Genomic DNA, 17,773 nt, shown 5'->3' with positions numbered 1-17,773 from the left:
GCAGATCAGGTTCGTGAACACTCATGCACCCGATCAGACGGCCCGAAGCGTCTACAACGTCCTGAGACACACTGTCTACGAGGTCCCGAGACAGAAGTGTCTATTAGGTCCCGAGACTTCACACCCCCCGATTTGCCGTCTCGGGTACAGCTACACCCCCGGATTTGCCGTTTCGGGTACAGCTACACCCCAGATCTGACGTCTCGGGTACAGCTACACTTCGAATCTGACGTTTCGGGTACAGCTACACCCCGAATCTGACGTTTCGGGTACGCCAACTAGCCCCTCCTAGCCCTTCTCGGGTCCAGAAACGACGACCGGCGCCTATCGAATGAAAGGCGCCGGCCGTCGTCGTATGTTGTTCAGGATTCGGGGGCCGGCGAGTATCTGTACCCGAGACGCTCCTCAAGGCGAGTATCGGTACCCGAGACGCTCCTCAAGGCGAGTATCTGTACCCGAAACGCTCCCCAGGGCGAGTATCTGTACCCGAGACGATGTCGCCGGGGTGGGTTGTCGACGGGGTCAGCCGACGAGCGGGCTCCCGATGAACGGGTCGACCGCGAGGGCGAGGAACAGGATCGTGAGGTAGCTGATCGAGCCGTGGAAGACCTTCATGGCCTTCTTGTCCTCGATCTCCTCGCGCTGCGCCCGGCCGTAGAGGGCGTGGGACTCCCACAGGAACCACGCCCCGCTTGCGACGGCAGCGATGGTGTACACCCACCCGGCGTGGCCGAGCGGCACGAGCAGGAGCGAGCAGATCACCATCGCCCAGGCGTAGAGGACCACCTGGACCGAGACGATCTTGGCCCCGGCCACGGCGCCGAGCATGGGCACCTGCGCGTTGCGGTAGTCCTCGCCGTAACGCATCGAAAGAGGCCAGTAGTGGGGCGGCGTCCAGAGGAAGATCACCATGAAGAGGACGACGGCGGGCCAAGCCACCGTGCCTGTCACGGCGGCCCAGGCGATCAGCACCGGGAAACAGCCGGCAGCGCCTCCCCACACGATGTTCTGCGCCGTGCGGCGCTTCAGAACGAGCGTGTAGACGACGACGTAGAAGAAGATGGCGGCGGCGCCGAGCACCGACGAGAGCGGGTTGGCGCCGAACCACAGGATGGCGAGCGACGCGATCCCCAGGATCCACGCGAAGGCGAGCGCCTCGCGCGGCGTCACCTCACCGGTCACGAGGGGCCGGTTCACGGTGCGGCGCATGAGCCGATCGATGTCACGGTCGATATAGCAGTTGAACGCCCCGGCGCTGCCTGCGGCGAAGGCCCCGCCGATGAGCGTCGCCGCGATGAGCCCGAGGGACGGGAATCCGCGCTGCGCGTAGATCATGGTCGGGAGGGTGCTCACGAGGAGCAGTTCGATGACGCGGGGCTTCGTGAGAGCCACGTACGCCTTGACCTTGCGGGCGATCTTCGAGCCGGTCGGGCGGGACGGGGCGTGGGCGTCTGTACTCACGGGTGCGCGACTCTTTTCTTCTTCCTGATGAGCCTCCATCATACCCGCGCCCGCGTCCCCCGCCTTTCGGCGCAGCCCCCTCGGCGCGAATGTCCGCCGATTCACATTCAGCCCAATTTCTGCCAAACCGCTGACCCCTGTGGAGCCTCGTGCGTAGTATGTGAGCTGGTTGTCCCGACGTCGCAACACGAGGGATACACAAAGAAGACGTTTCAATGGTGAACGGCCGGCTGGCATCCGTGGGCCCACCATGACGGGCTCCCGACGCCATACCGCCGTCAGCGATGGAGAGGGGCTCGTTTACGTGCCTGCTGTTGATCTTGAAGAACTGACGTGGACTGATGTTGACCGCAAGGCGGTGGACACGATCCGGGTCCTGGCCGCAGATGCGGTGCAGAAGGTGGGCAACGGGCACCCTGGCACGGCGATGAGCCTCGCGCCGGCGGCCTACCTGCTCTTCCAGAAGCTCATGCGGCACGATCCCGCGGATCCGCACTGGATCGGCCGGGACCGGTTCGTCCTCTCCCCCGGGCATTCCTCGCTCACGCTCTACATCCAGCTGTTCCTGGCCGGGTACGGCCTCGAGCTGTCCGACCTCGAGTCCCTGCGCACGTGGGGGTCGCTGACTCCGGGGCACCCGGAGTACGGGCACACGAAGGGCGTCGAGATCACCACCGGCCCGCTCGGGCAGGGCCTCGCGTCCTCGGTCGGCTTCGCGTACTCCCAGCGCCGCGAGCGGGGCCTGTACGACCCGACCGCCGCCGAGGGCACCTCGCCGTTCGACCACACCGTGTGGGTCATCGCGTCCGACGGCGACCTCCAGGAAGGCGTCACGTCCGAGGCCTCGTCGCTGGCTGGGCACCAGGAGCTGGGCAACCTCGTCGTCATCTACGACGAGAACCACATCTCGATCGAGGACGACACCGACGTCGCGTTCACCGAGGACGTCCTGGCCCGCTACGCAGCGTACGGCTGGCACACCCAGCGCGTGGACTGGACCAAGTCCGGCGAGTACGTCGAGGACGTCCAGGAGCTCTATCAGGCCCTCGTCGCCGCAAAGGCCGAGACCGGCCGTCCGTCGATCATCTCGCTGCGCACGCTCATTGGCTGGCCGTCCCCGACGAAGCAGAACACGGGCAAGATCCACGGCTCGGCGCTCGGCGCCGACGAGGTGGCGGCCCTCAAGGAGGTCCTCGGCTTCGACCCCGAGAAGTCCTTCTTCGTCGACCCCGAGGTCCTCTCCCACACCCGCGGTGCGCTCGAGCGCGGCACCAAGGCCCGCGCGGCCTGGCAGGAGAGCTTCGACGCCTGGGCCGCCGCCAACCCGGAGGCCGCCGAGCTGCAGGAGCGCATCGAGGCCCGCCGCCTGCCCGAGGGCTGGGAGCAGTCGCTGCCCGAGTTCCCGGCGGGCAAGGACGTCTCGACCCGCGCCGCCTCCGGCAAGGTCCTGAACGCGATCGGCCCGGTGCTGCCCGAGCTGTGGGGCGGCTCGGCCGACCTCGCCGAGTCGAACAACACCACGATCGAGGGCTCGCCCTCGTTCATCCCGGCGTCCCGGTCCACCGCGGCGTGGAAGGGCAACCCCTACGGCCGCGTGCTGCACTTCGGCATCCGCGAGCACGCGGCAGCGTCGATCGTCAACGGCATCACCCTCGGCGGGAAGACCCGCGCGTTCTCCGGTACGTTCCTGATCTTCTCGGACTACCAGCGTCCCGCGATCCGCCTCTCCGCGCTCATGGGCATCCCGTCCACCTACGTCTGGACGCACGACTCGATCGGCCTCGGCGAGGACGGCCCGACGCACCAGCCGGTCGAGCAGCTCGCATCGCTGCGCGCGATCGTGGGCCTCGACGTCGTCCGTCCCGCGGACGCGAACGAGGTCGCCTGGGCCTGGAAGACCATCCTCGAGAACACCTCGAACCCGGCGGGCATCGTCCTGACCCGCCAGAACCTCCCGACCTGGGATCGCGGCGAGGGCGGCTTCGGGGCTGCGTCCGGCGTCGCGAAGGGCGGCTACGTCCTGGCCGAGGCCCAGCGCGACGGCGCCGACGTCACCCCGGATGTGGTGCTCATCGGCACCGGCTCCGAGGTCCAGCTTGCCGTCGCGGCCCGCGAGGCGCTCGCGGCCGAGGGCATCGCCGCGCGCGTGGTCTCGATGCCCTGCGTCGAGTGGTTCAAGGCCCAGGACGCCGCCTACCGCGAGTCCGTGCTCCCCGCCGCCGTCAAGGCCCGAGTCTCCGTCGAGGCCGGCCTGGCCCTCGGCTGGCGCGAGTTCGTCGGCGACGCTGGCCGCACCATCAGCCTCGAGCACTACGGGGCATCGGCCGACTACAAGACCCTGTTCCGTGAGTTCGGGATCACCGCGGAGGCCGTCACCCAGGCCGCCAAGGATTCGATCGCGGACTCCGCGCGTTAACGACTAGAGAGTGCGGCTACCCGCCATCTTCGGGTAATGACCCCTCACAAGGAGGAACTGACATGACTACCCCTACCAAGGCCCTCTCCGACGCCGGCGTTTCGATCTGGCTCGATGACCTCTCCCGCCAGCGCCTGACCGACGGCTCCCTCAAGGCCCTCATCGACGAAAAGAACGTCGTCGGCGTGACCACGAACCCGACGATCTTCCAGGGCGCGATCACGAAGGGCCACGGCTACGACGCCCAGCTTCGCGAGCTCGTCGCGGACGGCGCCGACGTCGAGCGCACCGTGTTCGAGCTCACCACGCTCGACGTGGCCAACGCCTGCGACCTCTTCGCCCCCATCGCGGAGACGACCCACGGCGTCGACGGGCGAGTCTCCATCGAGGTCGACCCGCGCCTCGCGTGGGACACCGCCGGCACGATCGCCGAGGCCAAGCGCCTTCGCGACAAGGTCGCCCGCGACAACGTGTACATCAAGATCCCGGCCACCCTCGAGGGCCTCGAGGCCATCGCCGAGACGCTCGCGGCGGGGATCAGCGTCAACGTGACCCTGATCTTCTCGCTCGAGCGCTACCGGGCCGTGATCAACGCGTTCATGACCGGGCTCGAGAAGGCCAAGGCCAACGGCCACGACCTCGCGAAGATCCATTCCGTCGCCTCGTTCTTCGTCTCCCGCGTTGACTCCGAGGTCGACAAGCGCCTCGAAGCGATCGGCATCGACGAGGCCAGGGCGCTCAAGGGCCAGGCTGGCTTGGCGAACGCGCGCCTCGCCTACCAGGTCTTCGAGGAGGAATTCGGGTCCGAGCGCTTCAAGCTCCTCGCCGACGCCGGAGCGCTCCCCCAGCGCCCGCTGTGGGCCTCCACCGGCGTGAAGGACCCCTCGCTCCCGGACACCCTCTACGTCACGGGCCTCGTCGCCCCCGGCGTGGTGAACACGATGCCCGAGAAGACCCTCGACGCGACGTACGACCACGCCGAGGTCACCGGGGACACCGTCCGCGGCACCTACGAAGCGTCCAACGCCCACCTCGACGCGCTCGAGAAGATCGGCGTCTCCTACAACGACGTCGTCGCGGTCCTCGAGACCGAGGGCCTGGACAAGTTCGTCGCGTCCTGGAAGGACCTCCTCGCGGACGTCGAGCGCACGCTCTCCGAAACCGCGCAGGGAGCGCGCGCATGAGTGCGCTGACCTTCGACGCCACCGGCGCGGCTCGCGAGGCCATCGAGGCGCACGTCGCGCAGCTTGCGGCCGACGGCGTGGCGAGCGGGATCTTCGCGAAGAACCCCACGCTGTGGGGCAAGGATGCGGAAGAGGAATCGTCGAAGCGCCTCGGCTGGACCGACGCCGCGAGCGTGTCGCAGCCGCTCGTCGCCGACATCGTCGCCCTGCGGGATGCGTTCCGCTCCGAGGGCGTCGACCGGATCGTCCTGTGCGGCATGGGCGGTTCGTCGCTCGCGCCCGAGGTCATCACGGCGACGGCGGGCGTCCCGCTCGTCGTCCTCGACTCGACCGACCCCGAGCAGGTGGCTTCGGCGCTGTCGGAGCGGATCGAGGCGACGGCCATCGTCGTGTCCTCGAAGTCCGGTTCGACCGTCGAGACCGACTCGCAGCGCCGGGCCTTCGAGGCGGCCTTCACGGCCGCCGGCATCGACGCGAAGCAGCGCATCGTCGTCGTCACCGACCCCGGCTCGCCGCTCGAGAAGGCGAGCCACGAGGCAGGCTATCGCGCGGTGTTCAACGCGGACCCGACCGTCGGGGGGCGCTACTCCGCCCTCACGGCGTTCGGTCTCGTGCCGTCGGGCCTCGCGGGCGTCGACATCCAGGCGCTGCTCGACGAGGCGGAAGAGGCTGCGGAGCTGCTCCGCGAGGACTCCGAGGACAACATCGGCCTGCAGCTCGGCGCGGCGCTGGGCGGCACGACCCCGCTGCGGGACAAGGCCGTCATCGTCGAGGACGGCTCCGGCATCAAGGGCTTCGCCGACTGGGCCGAGCAGCTCATCGCGGAGTCGACCGGCAAGATCGGCCGGGGCATCCTGCCAGTCGTGGCCGGCGCTGACTCCCCCGAGGTGTCCGAGGGCGCGGCGGATGTGCTCGTGATCCGTCTCGTGTCCGCTGACGCGGAGCCGAGCCTCGGCGAGAACGAGGCCGCCGTGGGTGGCGGCCTCGCGACGCAGATGCTCGTGTGGGAGTTCGCGACGGCCGTCGCGGGACGCCTTCTCGGCATCAACCCGTTCGACCAGCCGGACGTCGAGGCCGCGAAGGTTGCAGCACGCGGCCTCCTCGACGCCCGCCCCGAGCCGACCCCCGCGAACTTCACGGAGGGTTCGATCGAGGTCCGTGGCGGCGAGTGGCTCGGCGGTGCCGCAACGGTCGAGGAGGCCGTCAAGGCACTTGTCTCCCAGCTCGGCCCGACGGGCTACCTGAGCGTGCAGGCGTACCTCGACCGGCTTGCCTACCCGCAGCTCGAGGGGGTCCGCGACGTGTTCGCGAAGGCCACGGGACGCCCCACGACGTTCGGCTGGGGCCCCAGGTTCCTGCACTCGACCGGTCAGTACCACAAGGGCGGCCCCGCGGTGGGCGTCTTCCTCCAGGTGACTGCCGCGGCGTCGAACGACGTCGAGATCCCGGAGCGCCCGTTCACGTTCGCGCAGCTCATCGAGGCCCAGGCCGCCGGTGACGCCCAGGTGCTCGCTGAGCACGGTCGCCCCGTGCTCCGCCTGCACCTCACCGATCGCGCAGCGGGGGTCAAGCAGCTGACCGAGCTCGTGTCGGCTCTGGGCCGCTAGGGCTCCAAGCCGTCGGCCCGGCCCGCGCGGCCGGGCCGACGGCTTTTGCACTGCGAAGTGCGTAGAGGTTGTGCGCTTTCGCGGTCCGCACCAGATGGAATAGAAAGGCATCATGCCAGAGAACGACAACGGCGCGCACGGGACCAGGCGGCGCAATCCGCTCCGCGACCCGCGCGATCGGCGCCTCAACCGCATCGCGGGTCCGTCCGCGCTCGTGCTCTTCGGGGTGACCGGCGACCTTGCGCGCAAGAAGCTCATGCCAGCCGTCTACGACCTCGCCAACCGCGGCCTCCTCCCGCCGAGCTTCGCGCTCGTGGGCTTTGCCCGGCGCGAGTGGGAGCACGAGGACTTCGCCGAGGAGGTCAAGGCCTCCGTCAAGCAGTACGCGCGCACGCCCTTCGACGAGACCGTGTGGGCCCAGCTCAACGAGGGCGTCCGGTTCGTGCAGGGCGCGTTCGACGACGACGAAGCATTCGAGCGCCTCAAGACCACGCTCGAGGAACTCGACGAGAAGCGCGGAACGCGCGGCAACCACGCGTTCTACCTCTCGATCCCGCCGAAGGCCTTCGAGCAGGTCTGCCGCCAGCTCTCCGACCACGGCCTCGCGCAGCCGCAGGAAGGCAAGTGGCGCCGCGTGGTCATCGAGAAGCCTTTCGGCCACAATCTCGAGTCGGCCCGCCAGCTCAACGACATAGTCGAGTCGGTCTTCCCGCCCGACGCCGTCTTCCGGATCGACCACTACCTCGGCAAGGAGACGGTCCAGAACATCCTCGCGCTGCGCTTCGCCAACCAGCTGTTCGAGCCGCTCTGGAACGCCAACTATGTGGACCACGTCCAGATCACGATGGCCGAGGACATCGGCACGGGCGGGCGCGCGGGCTACTACGACGGCGTCGGCGCCGCACGCGACGTGATCCAGAACCACCTGCTGCAGCTCCTCGCGCTCACCGCGATGGAGGAACCGATCTCCTTCGAGGCCGAGGATCTCCGCGCCGAGAAGGAGAAGGTCCTGGCCGCCGTGCGCCTCCCGGAGGACCTCTCGCTCCATTCAGCGCGGGGCCAGTTCGCCGGCGGCTGGCAGGGCGGAGAGCTCGTCAAGGGCTATCTCGCGGAGGAGGGCATCCCCGCCGACTCGGCGACCGAGACCTACGCCGCGATCCGCGTGGACATCCATACGCGCCGCTGGGCCGGCGTTCCGTTCTATCTCCGGGCCGGAAAGCGCCTTGGGCGGCGGGTGACCGAGATCGCCGTCGTCTTCAAGAAGGCGCCGAATCTGCTCTTCCTCGACCAGGGCACCGCAGAATTCGGGCAGAACGCGGTCGTGATCCGCGTCCAGCCGGACGAGGGCGCGACGATCCGCTTCGGCTCCAAGGTCCCGGGCACCCAGATGGAGGTGCGCGACGTGAGCATGGACTTCAGCTATGGCCACTCGTTCACCGAGTCCTCGCCGGAGGCCTACGAGCGCCTCATCCTCGACGTCCTGCTCGGGGAGCCGCCTCTCTTCCCGCGGCACGAGGAGGTCGAGCTCTCGTGGAAGATCCTCGATCCCTTCGAGGACTACTGGGAGGCCACGGGCGACAAGCCCGAACCCTACGCACCTGGCAGCTGGGGCCCGGCGTCCGCCGACGCGCTGATGGCCCGCGACGGACGCTCTTGGAGGCGGCCTTGATCATCGACCTTCCGCACACCACGACCTCGAAGATCTCGAAGGAGCTCATGAACGTCCGCCATCAGGGCGGCGTCGTGGCGCTCAGCCGGGTCCTCACCCTCGTCGTCATTACGAAGCACGGCTACGAGGAAGAGGCCATCGAGGCAGCCAACCAGGCAAGCCGCGAGCATCCCTGCCGCATCATCGTGCTCGTCGACTCGGGCCGCGACTCCGCGGATCGCATCGACGGCCAGATCCGCGTGGGCGGCGACGCCGGCGCCTCCGAGGTGGTCGTGCTCCGCGGCTACGGCCGGCTCGCCGAGGAGAGCGAATCGCTCGTCGCGGCGCTCCTCCTTCCGGACGCCCCGATCGTCGCCTGGTGGCCGCATGGCGCGCCGAAGGACGCGAGCGCCACGTCGGTCGGCTGCATCGCCCACCGTCGGATCACGGACTCGGGCAATGAGCCCGACCCGACCGAGGCGCTGTACCGCATGCGCGAGACCTACCGCGCGGGAGACACGGACCTGGCCTGGACGCGGCTCACGAACTGGCGCATCCAGCTCGCGGCAGCGCTCGACCAGGCCGATGATTCGGCGGTGACGGCCGTGACCGTCGAGGGCGCGTCCGACTCGCCGAGCACGGTCCTGCTCGCCTCGTGGCTCACGCTCGAGCTCGACGTACCCGTCACGATCGTCTCCGACCCCGCGGGGACGGGCATCCGGCGCGTTAAGCTCAACCGTCCGTCTGGCGACATCCAGCTGTACCGCCCCGGGCTCACCGTGGCGGAACTCACGCAGCCGGGCCAGCCCTCCCAGCGCATCGCCCTCCCCCGGCGGACGCTGCAGGACTGCCTCACCGAGGAACTGCGCCGACTCGACCCCGACGAGGTGTTCGGCGAAGTCCTTGCCGAGGGTCTCCCGCGGACCAATCTTAGGAGTGTGACACCGAGTGACCGCTGATCCCCGCGTAAGCATCCATCCCGATTCCTCCGTGCTGCTCGCGGCCATCGCCGCGCGCCTCATCACGAAGCTCGTGGACACGCAGGATCGCTACGGCGACGCGACGATCGTGCTCACCGGGGGCACCATGGGCATCGGGACGCTGCGCGCGGTCGCGGAATCGCCCGCGTGCGCGGCGGTGGACTGGTCGAAGGTCAACGTGTGGTGGGGCGACGAGCGCTTCGTCGAGGCGAACTCCGCTGAGCGCAACGCTGTCCAGGCCGAGGAGGCCCTCCTGGGCCAGCTCGCGCTCGATCCGGCCCGCGTGCACGTTCCCGGCGCGGCGGGAGAGTTCGCGACGCCCGACGACGCCGCAGCAGACTACGCGGACCGGCTCGCCGAAGCGGCACGGCGCGAGCATGAGGCCGACTTCTCCGATGATCGCCCCGAGGAGCCCGGCCGGCTGCCGCGCTTCGACGTGCTGCTCCTGGGAGTGGGACCCGACGCACACGTCGCGTCGCTCTTCCCCGAGATGGCCGGCATCCGAGAGCGCGACCTCACGGTGGTCGGAGTGACGAACTCGCCCAAGCCGCCGCCCGAGCGCATCTCGCTCACGCTGCCGTCGATCAAGTCGGCGGGAGAGGTCTGGATGCTCGTGGCCGGCGAGGACAAGGCGGGCGCTGTTGGCCTGGCCCTCGCGGGCGCCGGGACGGTCCAGGTACCCGCCGCGGGGGCCCGCGGGCGCAACCGCACGCTGTGGCTCATCGACGCGGCGGCCGCCGCGAAGGTCCCCGGCAATCTCCTGCGCAAGGAGCCGGCGTCGGCGTAGCGCAGACGCTGCGCCCGGGTCGTGCCCGGGCCAGCCCTGCCTGATGGCCCAGCCGAGGCGCCCCACAGCCGAGGCGCCACACAGCCGAGGCACAGCGAGAGGGGCGGGAACAGCAATGCTGTTCCCGCCCCTCTGCTCTGCAGTGAGCGCGCGGTCAGGACGCCGAGACGTTTGAGAAGCGCAGGATGAGCCCGAGCGCGATGATGACAACGCCCCACGTGAGGCCCAAGACGATCGTGAACCGGTTGAGGTTCCGCTCGGCGACGCCCGAGGACGAAAGCCCCGAGGACATCCCGCCACCGAACATGTCCGACAGTCCGCCGCCGCGTCCCTTGTGCATGAGGATGAGCAGGGTCAGCAACAGGCTCGTAATGCCGAGCAGGATCTGAAGGATGATCTGGAGTACTTGCACCGTATTGCCTCGTGGTCTTCCTCGAGTGGATTGCGGTTGCCGCGCTTGCTTAAAGGCTAAGCGCCCGCGTGGCTCTCGAACCTGACAATGCTAGCAAACTCAGCCGGGTCGAGGCTGGCACCGCCAACGAGCACGCCGTCGACATCCGCCTGGCCGAGGATCGCCGCCGCGTTTGCGGCCTTGACCGAGCCGCCGTAGAGGAGACGCGTGCCCGCCGCTGCCTCCGCGCCGAAAATCGAGGCGAGCTCCGCGCGGATCGCCGCGCACATCTCCTGGGCGTCGTTCGGCCCGGCGACCTCGCCCGTGCCGATGGCCCACACGGGCTCGTAGGCGACGACGAGGGTCGCCGCCTGCTCGGCCGTGAGGCCCTCGACGTCCGCGCGCAGCTGGGCGAGCGTGTGCTCGACGTGCTGGCCGGCCTGACGCACCTCGAGGCCCTCCCCAACGCACAGGACCGGCACGAGGCCGTGACGGTAGGCGGCCTTCGTCTTGGCGTTGAGGAGCTCGTCCCCCTCGCCGTGGATCGTGCGACGCTCGCTGTGGCCCACGAGCACGTACGTGCTGCCGAGCTTCGAGAGGAACGCGCCGCTCACGTCGCCCGTGTACGCGCCCGAGTCGAAGGGCGAGAGGTCCTGGCCGCCGTAGACGAGCTTGAGGTCATCGCCCTGCACGAGCGTCTGGACGCCGCGGAGATCGGTGAACGGGGGGAAGACGGCCACCTCGACGCGGCCAAAGTCGTGGCGCGCGTCCTGGAGGGTCCAGGCGAGCTTCTGGAGGAGGGTGATGGCCTGGACGTGGTCCATGTTCATCTTCCAGTTGCCTGCAATGAGCGGGGTGCGATCGAACGAGCCGTTCGAGGAGGTGGTCACGGTGTCTCCTGATCCTGCGATGTCCTGGGGTTGAGGCGCGCGCGGGGCGCCGCCCGCACGGACGTGCAGACGGCGCCCCGGCGCGAAAGGGGTCAGGCTCCGAGGGCTGTGAGGCCCGGGAGCTCCTTGCCTTCGAGGTATTCGAGGCTCGCGCCGCCGCCCGTCGAGATGTGGCCGAACTGGCCGTCCTCGAAGCCGAGTGTACGCACCGCGGCCGCCGAGTCGCCGCCGCCCACAACCGTGAGCGCGCCGGAGGACGTGGCGTCCGCCAGTCCCTGGGCGACAGCCCTCGTGCCCGCCGCGAAGGCCGGGAACTCGAACACGCCCATGGGGCCATTCCAGAAGACGGTCTTGGCCGAGGCGATCTCCTTCGCGAACGCGGCCGCCGTGTCCGGACCGATGTCGAGGCCGATCCCGGACTCGCCGAAGGCCGTTGCTTCGATGGAGTCCGCCGCGGCAACCACGTGGTCGGCGTCCGCCGCGAACTTCGATGCGACGACGACGTCGGTGGGCAGCACGAACTCCGTGCCGGCCGCAGCCGCGCGCTCGAGGTAGGACTGGACCGTGGCGATCTGGTCCCCCTCGAGGAGGCTCGAGCCGACCTTGTGGCCCTGCGCCGCGAGGAACGTGAACAGCATGCCGCCGCCCACGAGGAGACGGTCCGCCTTGCCGATGAGGTTGTCGATCACCGCGAGCTTGTCGGAGACCTTCGAGCCGCCGAGGACCACGACGTAAGGCCGCTCGGCGCCGTCGGTCAGCCGCTTGAGGACCTCGACCTCGGTGCGAACGAGCTCTCCGAGGTAGGCCGGGAGGATCGAGGCGATGTCGTAGACGCTCGCGTGCTTGCGGTGCACGGCGCCGAACGCATCGTCGACGTAGGCCCCACCCTCGCCTGTCAGCGCGGCGAGCTCACGGGCGAACCCCGCCCGATCGGCGTCGTCCTTGCTCGTCTCACGCGCGTCGAAGCGCACGTTCTCGAGCACCAGGGCCTCGCCGTCGACGAGGCCGGCCGCGAGTTCCTTGGCGCTGGGGCCCACGACGTCCCCCGCAAGCCGCACCGGGAACGCTGCGAGCTCAGCGAGGCGGTCGACGGCGGGGCGCAGCGAATACTTCTCGTCCGGGGTCCCCTTGGGCCGTCCGAGGTGGGCCATCACAATGACCCTGGCGCCGGCCTCGGCCAGCTTGGCAATCACGGGCAGCGAGGCGCGGACACGGCCGTCGTCGGTCACGGTGGAACCGTCGAGCGGCACGTTCAGGTCCGAACGGACCAGAACGTGCCGCCCACGGACACCTTCGGCGAGCAGCTCGTCGAGAGTGTGTGCAGTCATGGACTCAGGCTATCCGAGTTTCCAGAACGTTACGGCCGGGTCTCAGAGCTTGGACGCGACGAGCTCGGTGAGGTCCACGAGGCGGTTCGAGTAGCCCCACTCGTTGTCGTACCAGGAGACGACCTTGACCTGGTTGCCGATGACCTTCGTGAGGCCCGAGTCGAAGATCGACGACGCCGGGTCGGACACGATGTCGGAGGACACGATCGGGTCCTCGGTGTACGTGAGGTAGCCGGCGAGGGGGCCCGTCTCCGACGCGGCCTTGACCGCGGCATTGACCTCGTCACGCGTGACCTCGCGGGACACCGTCACGGTGAGGTCCGTCGCCGAGCCGGTCGGGACCGGGACGCGGATGGCGAAGCCGTCCAGCTTGCCCTTGAGCTCGGGGAGCACGAGGCCGATCGCCTTTGCGGCACCGGTCGAGGTCGGGACCATGTTGATGGCGGCGGCACGCGCGCGACGCAGGTCGCGGTGCGGGCCGTCCTGGAGGTTCTGGTCCGCCGTGTAGGCGTGAACCGTGGTCATCAGGCCGCGCTCGATACCGAACGCGTCGTTGATCGCCTTCGCGAGCGGGCCGAGGCAGTTCGTGGTGCAGGACGCGTTCGAGATGATGTTGTGGTTCTCGGCGTCGTACAGGCCGTCGTTGACGCCCATGACGATCGTGACATCCTCGTCCGTGGCCGGCGCGGAGATGATGACCTTCTTGGCACCGGCGGCGAGGTGCTTCTTCGCGTCGGCCGCCTTGGTGAAGAACCCGGTGGACTCGATGACGATGTCGACGCCCAGCTCGCCCCACGGGAGGTTCGCGGGGTCGCGGTCGGCGAGGACCTTGATCTCCTTGCCGCCCACCACGATGTTGCCATCGCGGGCCTCGACCTTCTCGTCAAGGCGCCCGGTCACCGAGTCGTACTTGAGCAGGTGAGCCAGAGTCTCCGGGCTCGTGAGGTCGTTGACGGCCACGATCTCGAGATCGGCGCCCTGGGCGAGTGCTGCACGGAAGAAGTTGCGGCCGATCCGACCGAAGCCATTGATGCCAATGCGGGTAGTCACTCTGGTAGCTCTCCTTGATGCTCAGCCGAGCATCCACCTTGGGTGACTGCTCGGACTGTCTGAACGGTCTCGCACACCATTGGGCAGAGATTTGCACAAGGAAAGGCCTACAGCCCGAGTCTCCATTGTCCATGGCTGAAAGGCTGCTGGGCCTTTCCGCACCCCATCCTACGGAAAAAGGGCCCGTCCGTGAACAGACAGGCCCCTTTTCGGGAGTCGGCGGGTGAAATCGCCGCAATGTGACGGAAATCTCAGCCCTGACAGAAACTCACAGGATCAGGCGGGGAGCACCAGACCCTTGGCGCCGGCGCGGGCGGCCTCGAGGCGCTTCGCGACGTCGGCCCAGTTGACGATGTTCCAGAACGCCTTGACGTAGTCAGCCTTCACGTTGACGTAGTCGAGGTAGAAGGCGTGCTCCCACATGTCGAGCATGAGGAGCGGCACGGTCGCGACCGGCACGTTGCCCTGCTGGTCGTACAGCTGCTCGATCACGACGTTCTCACCGAGGGGCTCGTAGGCGAGGATGGCCCAGCCGGAACCCTGGAGGCTCGTCGCGGCGGCGCTGAAGTGCGCCACGAACTTGTCGAACGAGCCGAACGCGTCGTCGATCGCCGCCGCAAGCTCGCCCTCGGGCTTGTCGCCGCCCTCGGGGGACAGGTTGTTCCAGAAGATCGAGTGGTTCGTGTGGCCGCCCAGGTGGAACGCCAGATCCTTGCTCAGGCGCGTCACGTCGGTGAAGTTCCCGGCCTGGCGGGCCTCGGAGAGCTTCTCGAGGGCGGTGTTCGCGCCGGCCACGTAGGCCGCGTGGTGCTTGCTGTGGTGGAGTTCCATGATCCGCGCCGAGATGTGCGGCTCGAGGGCCGCGTAGTCGTACGGAAGCTCAGGCAGTACGTAGGTCACAACAATCCTCCATCGGTCGATTTCCCGCCACGCGGAAACTTCACACGGCGGGCTGGTGACGGCTCCATCCTAAGCAGATCGCCGGTTCGTCACCGAAGCGCCGGTTCATGAAGCGTCGAACCGCACGCCACCGCGGCGGACCGCTGCGATCAGCCGTCCAGCATGTCCGGAGTAACGTTCGCCTCGGTGCCGGGGATTCCCGTTTCCACGGCCTTCTTGTCCGCCATGGCGAGGAGGCGGCGGATCCGGCCCGCGATCGCGTCCTTCGTGAGGGGCGGATCGGCGAGGCGTCCGAGCTCGTCGAGGCTCGCCTGCTTGTGGGCGACGCGGAGCTCCCCGGCGTAGCGCAGATGGTCCGGAACGTCGTTGCCGAGGATCTCGAGCGCACGCTCGACGCGGGCCCCCGCAGCGACCGCAGCCTGTGCCGAACGGCGCAGGTTCGCGTCGTCGAAGTTCGCGAGGCGGTTCGCCGTCGCGCGGACCTCCTTGCGCATGCGGCGCTCCTCCCACGCCATGAGCGCGTCGTGGGCGCCCATCCGGGTCAGGAGCGCGGCAATCGTGTCCCCGTCGCGCACGACGACGCGGTCCACCCCGCGCACTTCGCGCGCCTTTGCCGCGATCCCCAGCCGGCGTGCTGCCCCCACGAGGGCGAGCGCGGCCTCAGGGCCGGGGCACGTGACCTCGAGCGACGACGACCGCCCGGGCTCGGTGAGCGAGCCGTGGGCGAGGAACGCTCCCCGCCACACCGCCTCTGCGTCGGCGGCGGAACCGTTGACCACCGCGGACGGCAGCCCGCGGACAGGGCGCCCGCGGTTGTCGAGCAGCCCGGTCTGCCGGGCGAGCGCCTCGCCCTCCCGCACGACGCGGATCACGTAGCGGCTCCCGCGGCGCAGCCCGCCGCCGGACACCACGATGATCTCCGCGGTGTGCCCGTAGACCTCCGAGATGGCCATCTTGAGCCGGCGCGCGGTCGACGCGAGGTCGACCTCGGCCTCAATAACGATGCGCCCGGAGATGATGTGGAGCCCGCCAGCGAAGCGCAGCATCGCCGAGACCTCCGCCTTGCGCTCGGAGGACTTCTTCACCGACAGGTGCGAGAGCTCCTCCTTGACGCTCTGGGTCAGAGCCATGCGTTCGCCTCCCCCGCCCGCGCGGACGTCCCGTGCGATGCCATCAGCCACTCCCCTGTCATCTTGAGCCGCCCGAGAACACCTCGTGATAGGCGGCCGCGAGCCGGAGCGGATCATGCACCGCCCGATGGCCCGAAGCCCCTACTCTACCGAAATGGACCTCGGCCCCCAGTTCCGCCGCGGCGCGTTCGAAAGCTGCGCGGTCGCCGACCGCCCCGACCTCGGCCACGATCGCGTCCACGGTGAACTCCGGGGCGGCGCGCTGGAGGACATGAAGATGGTCGGCCGCTGACATGCCGCTCGTCTCCTTCGTGTCCATGGCGAGGTTCATCGCGAGGCAGCGCCGCGCGGGCGTGTCGGTGAGCGCCTGACGGAGCTCCGGGAGCAGAAGATGCGGAAGCACGGATGTGTACCACGACCCGGGGCCGAGCACGACCCAGTCCGCGAACTCGATCGCGCTCAGGGCCTCGGGGCACGCGGGAGCCTCCTCGGGGAGCAGCCGCACGTCCTCGAGCCGCCCGGCCACCGCACAGGCCGCCTGCCCGCGGATGAGCTGCCCCGGGCCGCCGTCAGGCGACGCCGCAATGCCCTCGATCGTGAGCGGGACCTGGGACATGGGGAGGACTTGGCCGCGCGCGCCGAGCAGCGCACCGGCCCAGCGGAGGCCGTCGACGACGTCGCCGAGGAGCTCGCACAGCGTCATGATGAGCAGGTTGCCCATCGCGTGGTTCTCGAGCCCGCTCGTGCCAGCGGGCGACGTGAAGCGATGCTGCATCACGTCGCGCCAGGTTCGGCCCCAGTCGGTGTCGTCGCACAGCGCCGCGAGTGCCATCCGGAGATCGCCCGGGGGCACGACGCCGAAGTCGCGGCGCAGGCGGCCGGAGGACCCGCCGTCGTCCGCGACCGTGACCACCGCGGTGAGGTCCGCGGTCAGGAGGCGAAGCGCCGACAGCGACGCGGCAAGCCCGTGGCCGCCCCCGAGGGCGACGACGGACGGTCCCTTCGGGGCGCCGCCGGACGTGCCCGAGCCGGGCGGGATAAGCGGGAGCTGGCCCGTGAACATCGACACTATTCGCGCCCGAGGTCCCGGTGGGACGTCGTGACCGTGACGCGTGGCTGCTGGGCGAGGCGCTTCGAGAGCTCCTCCGCAATCGCCACCGAACGGTGCTTGCCGCCGGTGCAGCCGACCGCGATCGTCGCGTAGTGTTTGTTCTCCCGGCGATAGCCGGACAGGACCGGCTCGAGCGCGTGGACGAAACGCGTGACGAATTCCTCCGCGCCGCTGGCCACCAGGACGTAGTCGCGCACGTCGGGGTCGAGGCCGGTATGCGGGCGAAGCTGCGGGATCCAGTGCGGATTCGGGAGGAACCGGACGTCCGCCACATAGTTGGCGTCGGCCGGGAGGCCGTACTTGAAGCCGAAGCTCATGACGTTGAGCCGCAGCGTGACGGGCCCCTTCTCGGAGAAGAGCTCCGTGATGGCCGTCGCGAGCCCGTGAACGTTGTATTCCGAGGTGTCGAGCACGAGCGTGGACTGCTCGCGCAGCTCGGTGAGCAGCAGCCGCTCGGCCGTGATTCCGTCGAGGATGCGGCCCCCGCCCTGGAGCGGATGCGGGCGCCTCCCCTGCTCGAAGCGGCGGATGAGCACCTCGTCCGTCGCGTCGAGGAAGAGGACGCGGTACTCGACGCCGCGCGAATCGAGCGCGTGAAGGGCCTCGCGGATGTCCGCGAAGAGCGCCTTGCTGCGCACGTCCATGACGACGGCGAGCTTCGGGATCCGGTCCGAGGCGTGCGAGACGAGCTCGGAGAGCGTGCCCAGGAGCTGGGGTGGGAGATTCTCGACGACGTACCAGCCGTGGTCCTCGAGCGCGTTCGCCGCCGTGCTGCGGCCCGCGCCGGACATGCCGGTGACGATGAGCAGCTCGCCCTCTGGCGGCTTGACGGGCGTCAGCCCAGAGGGCTCGTGCTGGTCCGCCGCGCTGGTCTGGGTCATGAGCCCCAG

15 protein-coding genes are annotated in these 17,773 nt (G+C 69.2%); 6 read left to right on the top strand and 9 right to left on the bottom strand.

Annotated features, from left to right (window positions below):
• Window positions 1–522: 522 nt before the first annotated feature.
• Window positions 523–1,461 (bottom strand): heme o synthase, encoded by a 939-nt coding sequence (locus E6A26_RS05930; RefSeq protein WP_234865098.1) that lies wholly within the window; start codon window positions 1,459–1,461, stop codon window positions 523–525.
• 250 nt (window positions 1,462–1,711) lie between these two features.
• Between E6A26_RS05930 and tkt the strand changes: the two genes are divergently transcribed.
• From tkt to pgl, 6 genes are all read left to right on the top strand, one after another.
• Window positions 1,712–3,877: a transketolase gene (gene tkt, locus E6A26_RS05925; protein WP_136610257.1), complete on the top strand. Its 2,166-nt coding sequence runs from the start codon at window positions 1,712–1,714 to the stop codon at window positions 3,875–3,877.
• A gap of 62 nt (window positions 3,878–3,939) precedes the next feature.
• Window positions 3,940–5,061: a transaldolase gene (tal, locus tag E6A26_RS05920; RefSeq protein ID WP_136610256.1), complete on the top strand. Its 1,122-nt coding sequence runs from the start codon at window positions 3,940–3,942 to the stop codon at window positions 5,059–5,061.
• Complete coding sequence (locus E6A26_RS05915; RefSeq protein ID WP_136610255.1) at window positions 5,058–6,668, top strand: glucose-6-phosphate isomerase; 1,611 nt, start codon at window positions 5,058–5,060, stop codon at window positions 6,666–6,668. The genes tal and E6A26_RS05915 overlap by 4 nt, the downstream gene beginning before the upstream one ends.
• A 112-nt stretch (window positions 6,669–6,780) precedes the next feature.
• Window positions 6,781–8,337, top strand: coding sequence for a glucose-6-phosphate dehydrogenase (gene zwf / locus E6A26_RS05910; protein ID WP_136610254.1), 1,557 nt, complete (start codon window positions 6,781–6,783; stop codon window positions 8,335–8,337).
• Entirely contained in the window at window positions 8,334–9,275 is a 942-nt protein-coding gene (locus tag E6A26_RS05905) for a glucose-6-phosphate dehydrogenase assembly protein OpcA (protein WP_136610253.1), read from the top strand. The genes zwf and E6A26_RS05905 overlap by 4 nt, the downstream gene beginning before the upstream one ends.
• Window positions 9,265–10,083: a 6-phosphogluconolactonase gene (gene pgl, locus E6A26_RS05900; RefSeq protein WP_136610252.1), complete on the top strand. Its 819-nt coding sequence runs from the start codon at window positions 9,265–9,267 to the stop codon at window positions 10,081–10,083. The genes E6A26_RS05905 and pgl overlap by 11 nt, the downstream gene beginning before the upstream one ends.
• Window positions 10,084–10,237: 154 nt before the next feature.
• On the opposite strand, the gene secG is transcribed toward pgl, so the two are convergent.
• The 8 genes from secG to rapZ form a co-directional block, all read right to left on the bottom strand.
• A complete protein-coding gene (secG, locus tag E6A26_RS05895; RefSeq protein ID WP_136610251.1) occupies window positions 10,238–10,495 on the bottom strand; it encodes a preprotein translocase subunit SecG in 258 nt (85 codons plus the stop codon).
• A 56-nt stretch (window positions 10,496–10,551) separates the two neighbouring features.
• On the bottom strand, window positions 10,552–11,364 hold the full coding sequence (gene tpiA / locus E6A26_RS05890) for a triose-phosphate isomerase (RefSeq protein ID WP_136610250.1): 813 nt from the start codon (window positions 11,362–11,364) through the stop codon (window positions 10,552–10,554).
• Window positions 11,365–11,456: 92 nt separating this feature from the next.
• Window positions 11,457–12,692, bottom strand: a complete 1,236-nt coding sequence (locus E6A26_RS05885; protein WP_136610249.1) for a phosphoglycerate kinase — start codon at window positions 12,690–12,692, stop codon at window positions 11,457–11,459.
• Window positions 12,693–12,734: 42 nt separating this feature from the next.
• A complete protein-coding gene (gene gap / locus E6A26_RS05880) occupies window positions 12,735–13,742 on the bottom strand; it encodes a type I glyceraldehyde-3-phosphate dehydrogenase (RefSeq protein ID WP_136610248.1) in 1,008 nt (335 codons plus the stop codon).
• 276 nt (window positions 13,743–14,018) lie between these two features.
• A complete protein-coding gene (locus E6A26_RS05875) occupies window positions 14,019–14,642 on the bottom strand; it encodes a superoxide dismutase (RefSeq protein WP_407695367.1) in 624 nt (207 codons plus the stop codon).
• A gap of 149 nt (window positions 14,643–14,791) precedes the next feature.
• Window positions 14,792–15,772 carry a DNA-binding protein WhiA gene (gene whiA / locus E6A26_RS05870; protein WP_136610246.1) on the bottom strand — a complete coding sequence of 327 codons (981 nt, stop codon included), beginning with the start codon at window positions 15,770–15,772 and terminating at the stop codon, window positions 14,792–14,794.
• A gap of 58 nt (window positions 15,773–15,830) precedes the next feature.
• Window positions 15,831–16,841, bottom strand: coding sequence for a gluconeogenesis factor YvcK family protein (locus E6A26_RS05865; protein ID WP_136610245.1), 1,011 nt, complete (start codon window positions 16,839–16,841; stop codon window positions 15,831–15,833).
• A complete protein-coding gene (gene rapZ / locus E6A26_RS05860) occupies window positions 16,841–17,764 on the bottom strand; it encodes an RNase adapter RapZ (RefSeq protein ID WP_136610244.1) in 924 nt (307 codons plus the stop codon). The genes E6A26_RS05865 and rapZ overlap by 1 nt, the downstream gene beginning before the upstream one ends.
• Between the last annotated feature and the right edge of the window lie 9 nt (window positions 17,765–17,773).

It is taken from the genome of Sinomonas albida (assembly GCF_004919045.1).
In the GTDB taxonomy this organism is placed as follows: Bacteria; Actinomycetota; Actinomycetes; order Actinomycetales; family Micrococcaceae; genus Sinomonas; species Sinomonas albida.
This window is presented reverse-complemented; position numbering and strand designations above follow the sequence as displayed.

Coding starts and splice junctions, on each gene's coding strand:
- tkt (WP_136610257.1), top strand. CDS start 1,712: ATGACGGGCTCCCGACGCCATACCGCCGTCAGCGATGGAGAGGGGCTC.
- tal (WP_136610256.1), top strand. CDS start 3,940: ATGACTACCCCTACCAAGGCCCTCTCCGACGCCGGCGTTTCGATCTGG.
- E6A26_RS05915 (WP_136610255.1), top strand. CDS start 5,058: ATGAGTGCGCTGACCTTCGACGCCACCGGCGCGGCTCGCGAGGCCATC.
- zwf (WP_136610254.1), top strand. CDS start 6,781: ATGCCAGAGAACGACAACGGCGCGCACGGGACCAGGCGGCGCAATCCG.
- E6A26_RS05885 (WP_136610249.1), bottom strand. CDS start 12,692: ATGACTGCACACACTCTCGACGAGCTGCTCGCCGAAGGTGTCCGTGGG.
- whiA (WP_136610246.1), bottom strand. CDS start 15,772: ATGGCTCTGACCCAGAGCGTCAAGGAGGAGCTCTCGCACCTGTCGGTG.
- rapZ (WP_136610244.1), bottom strand. CDS start 17,764: ATGACCCAGACCAGCGCGGCGGACCAGCACGAGCCCTCTGGGCTGACG.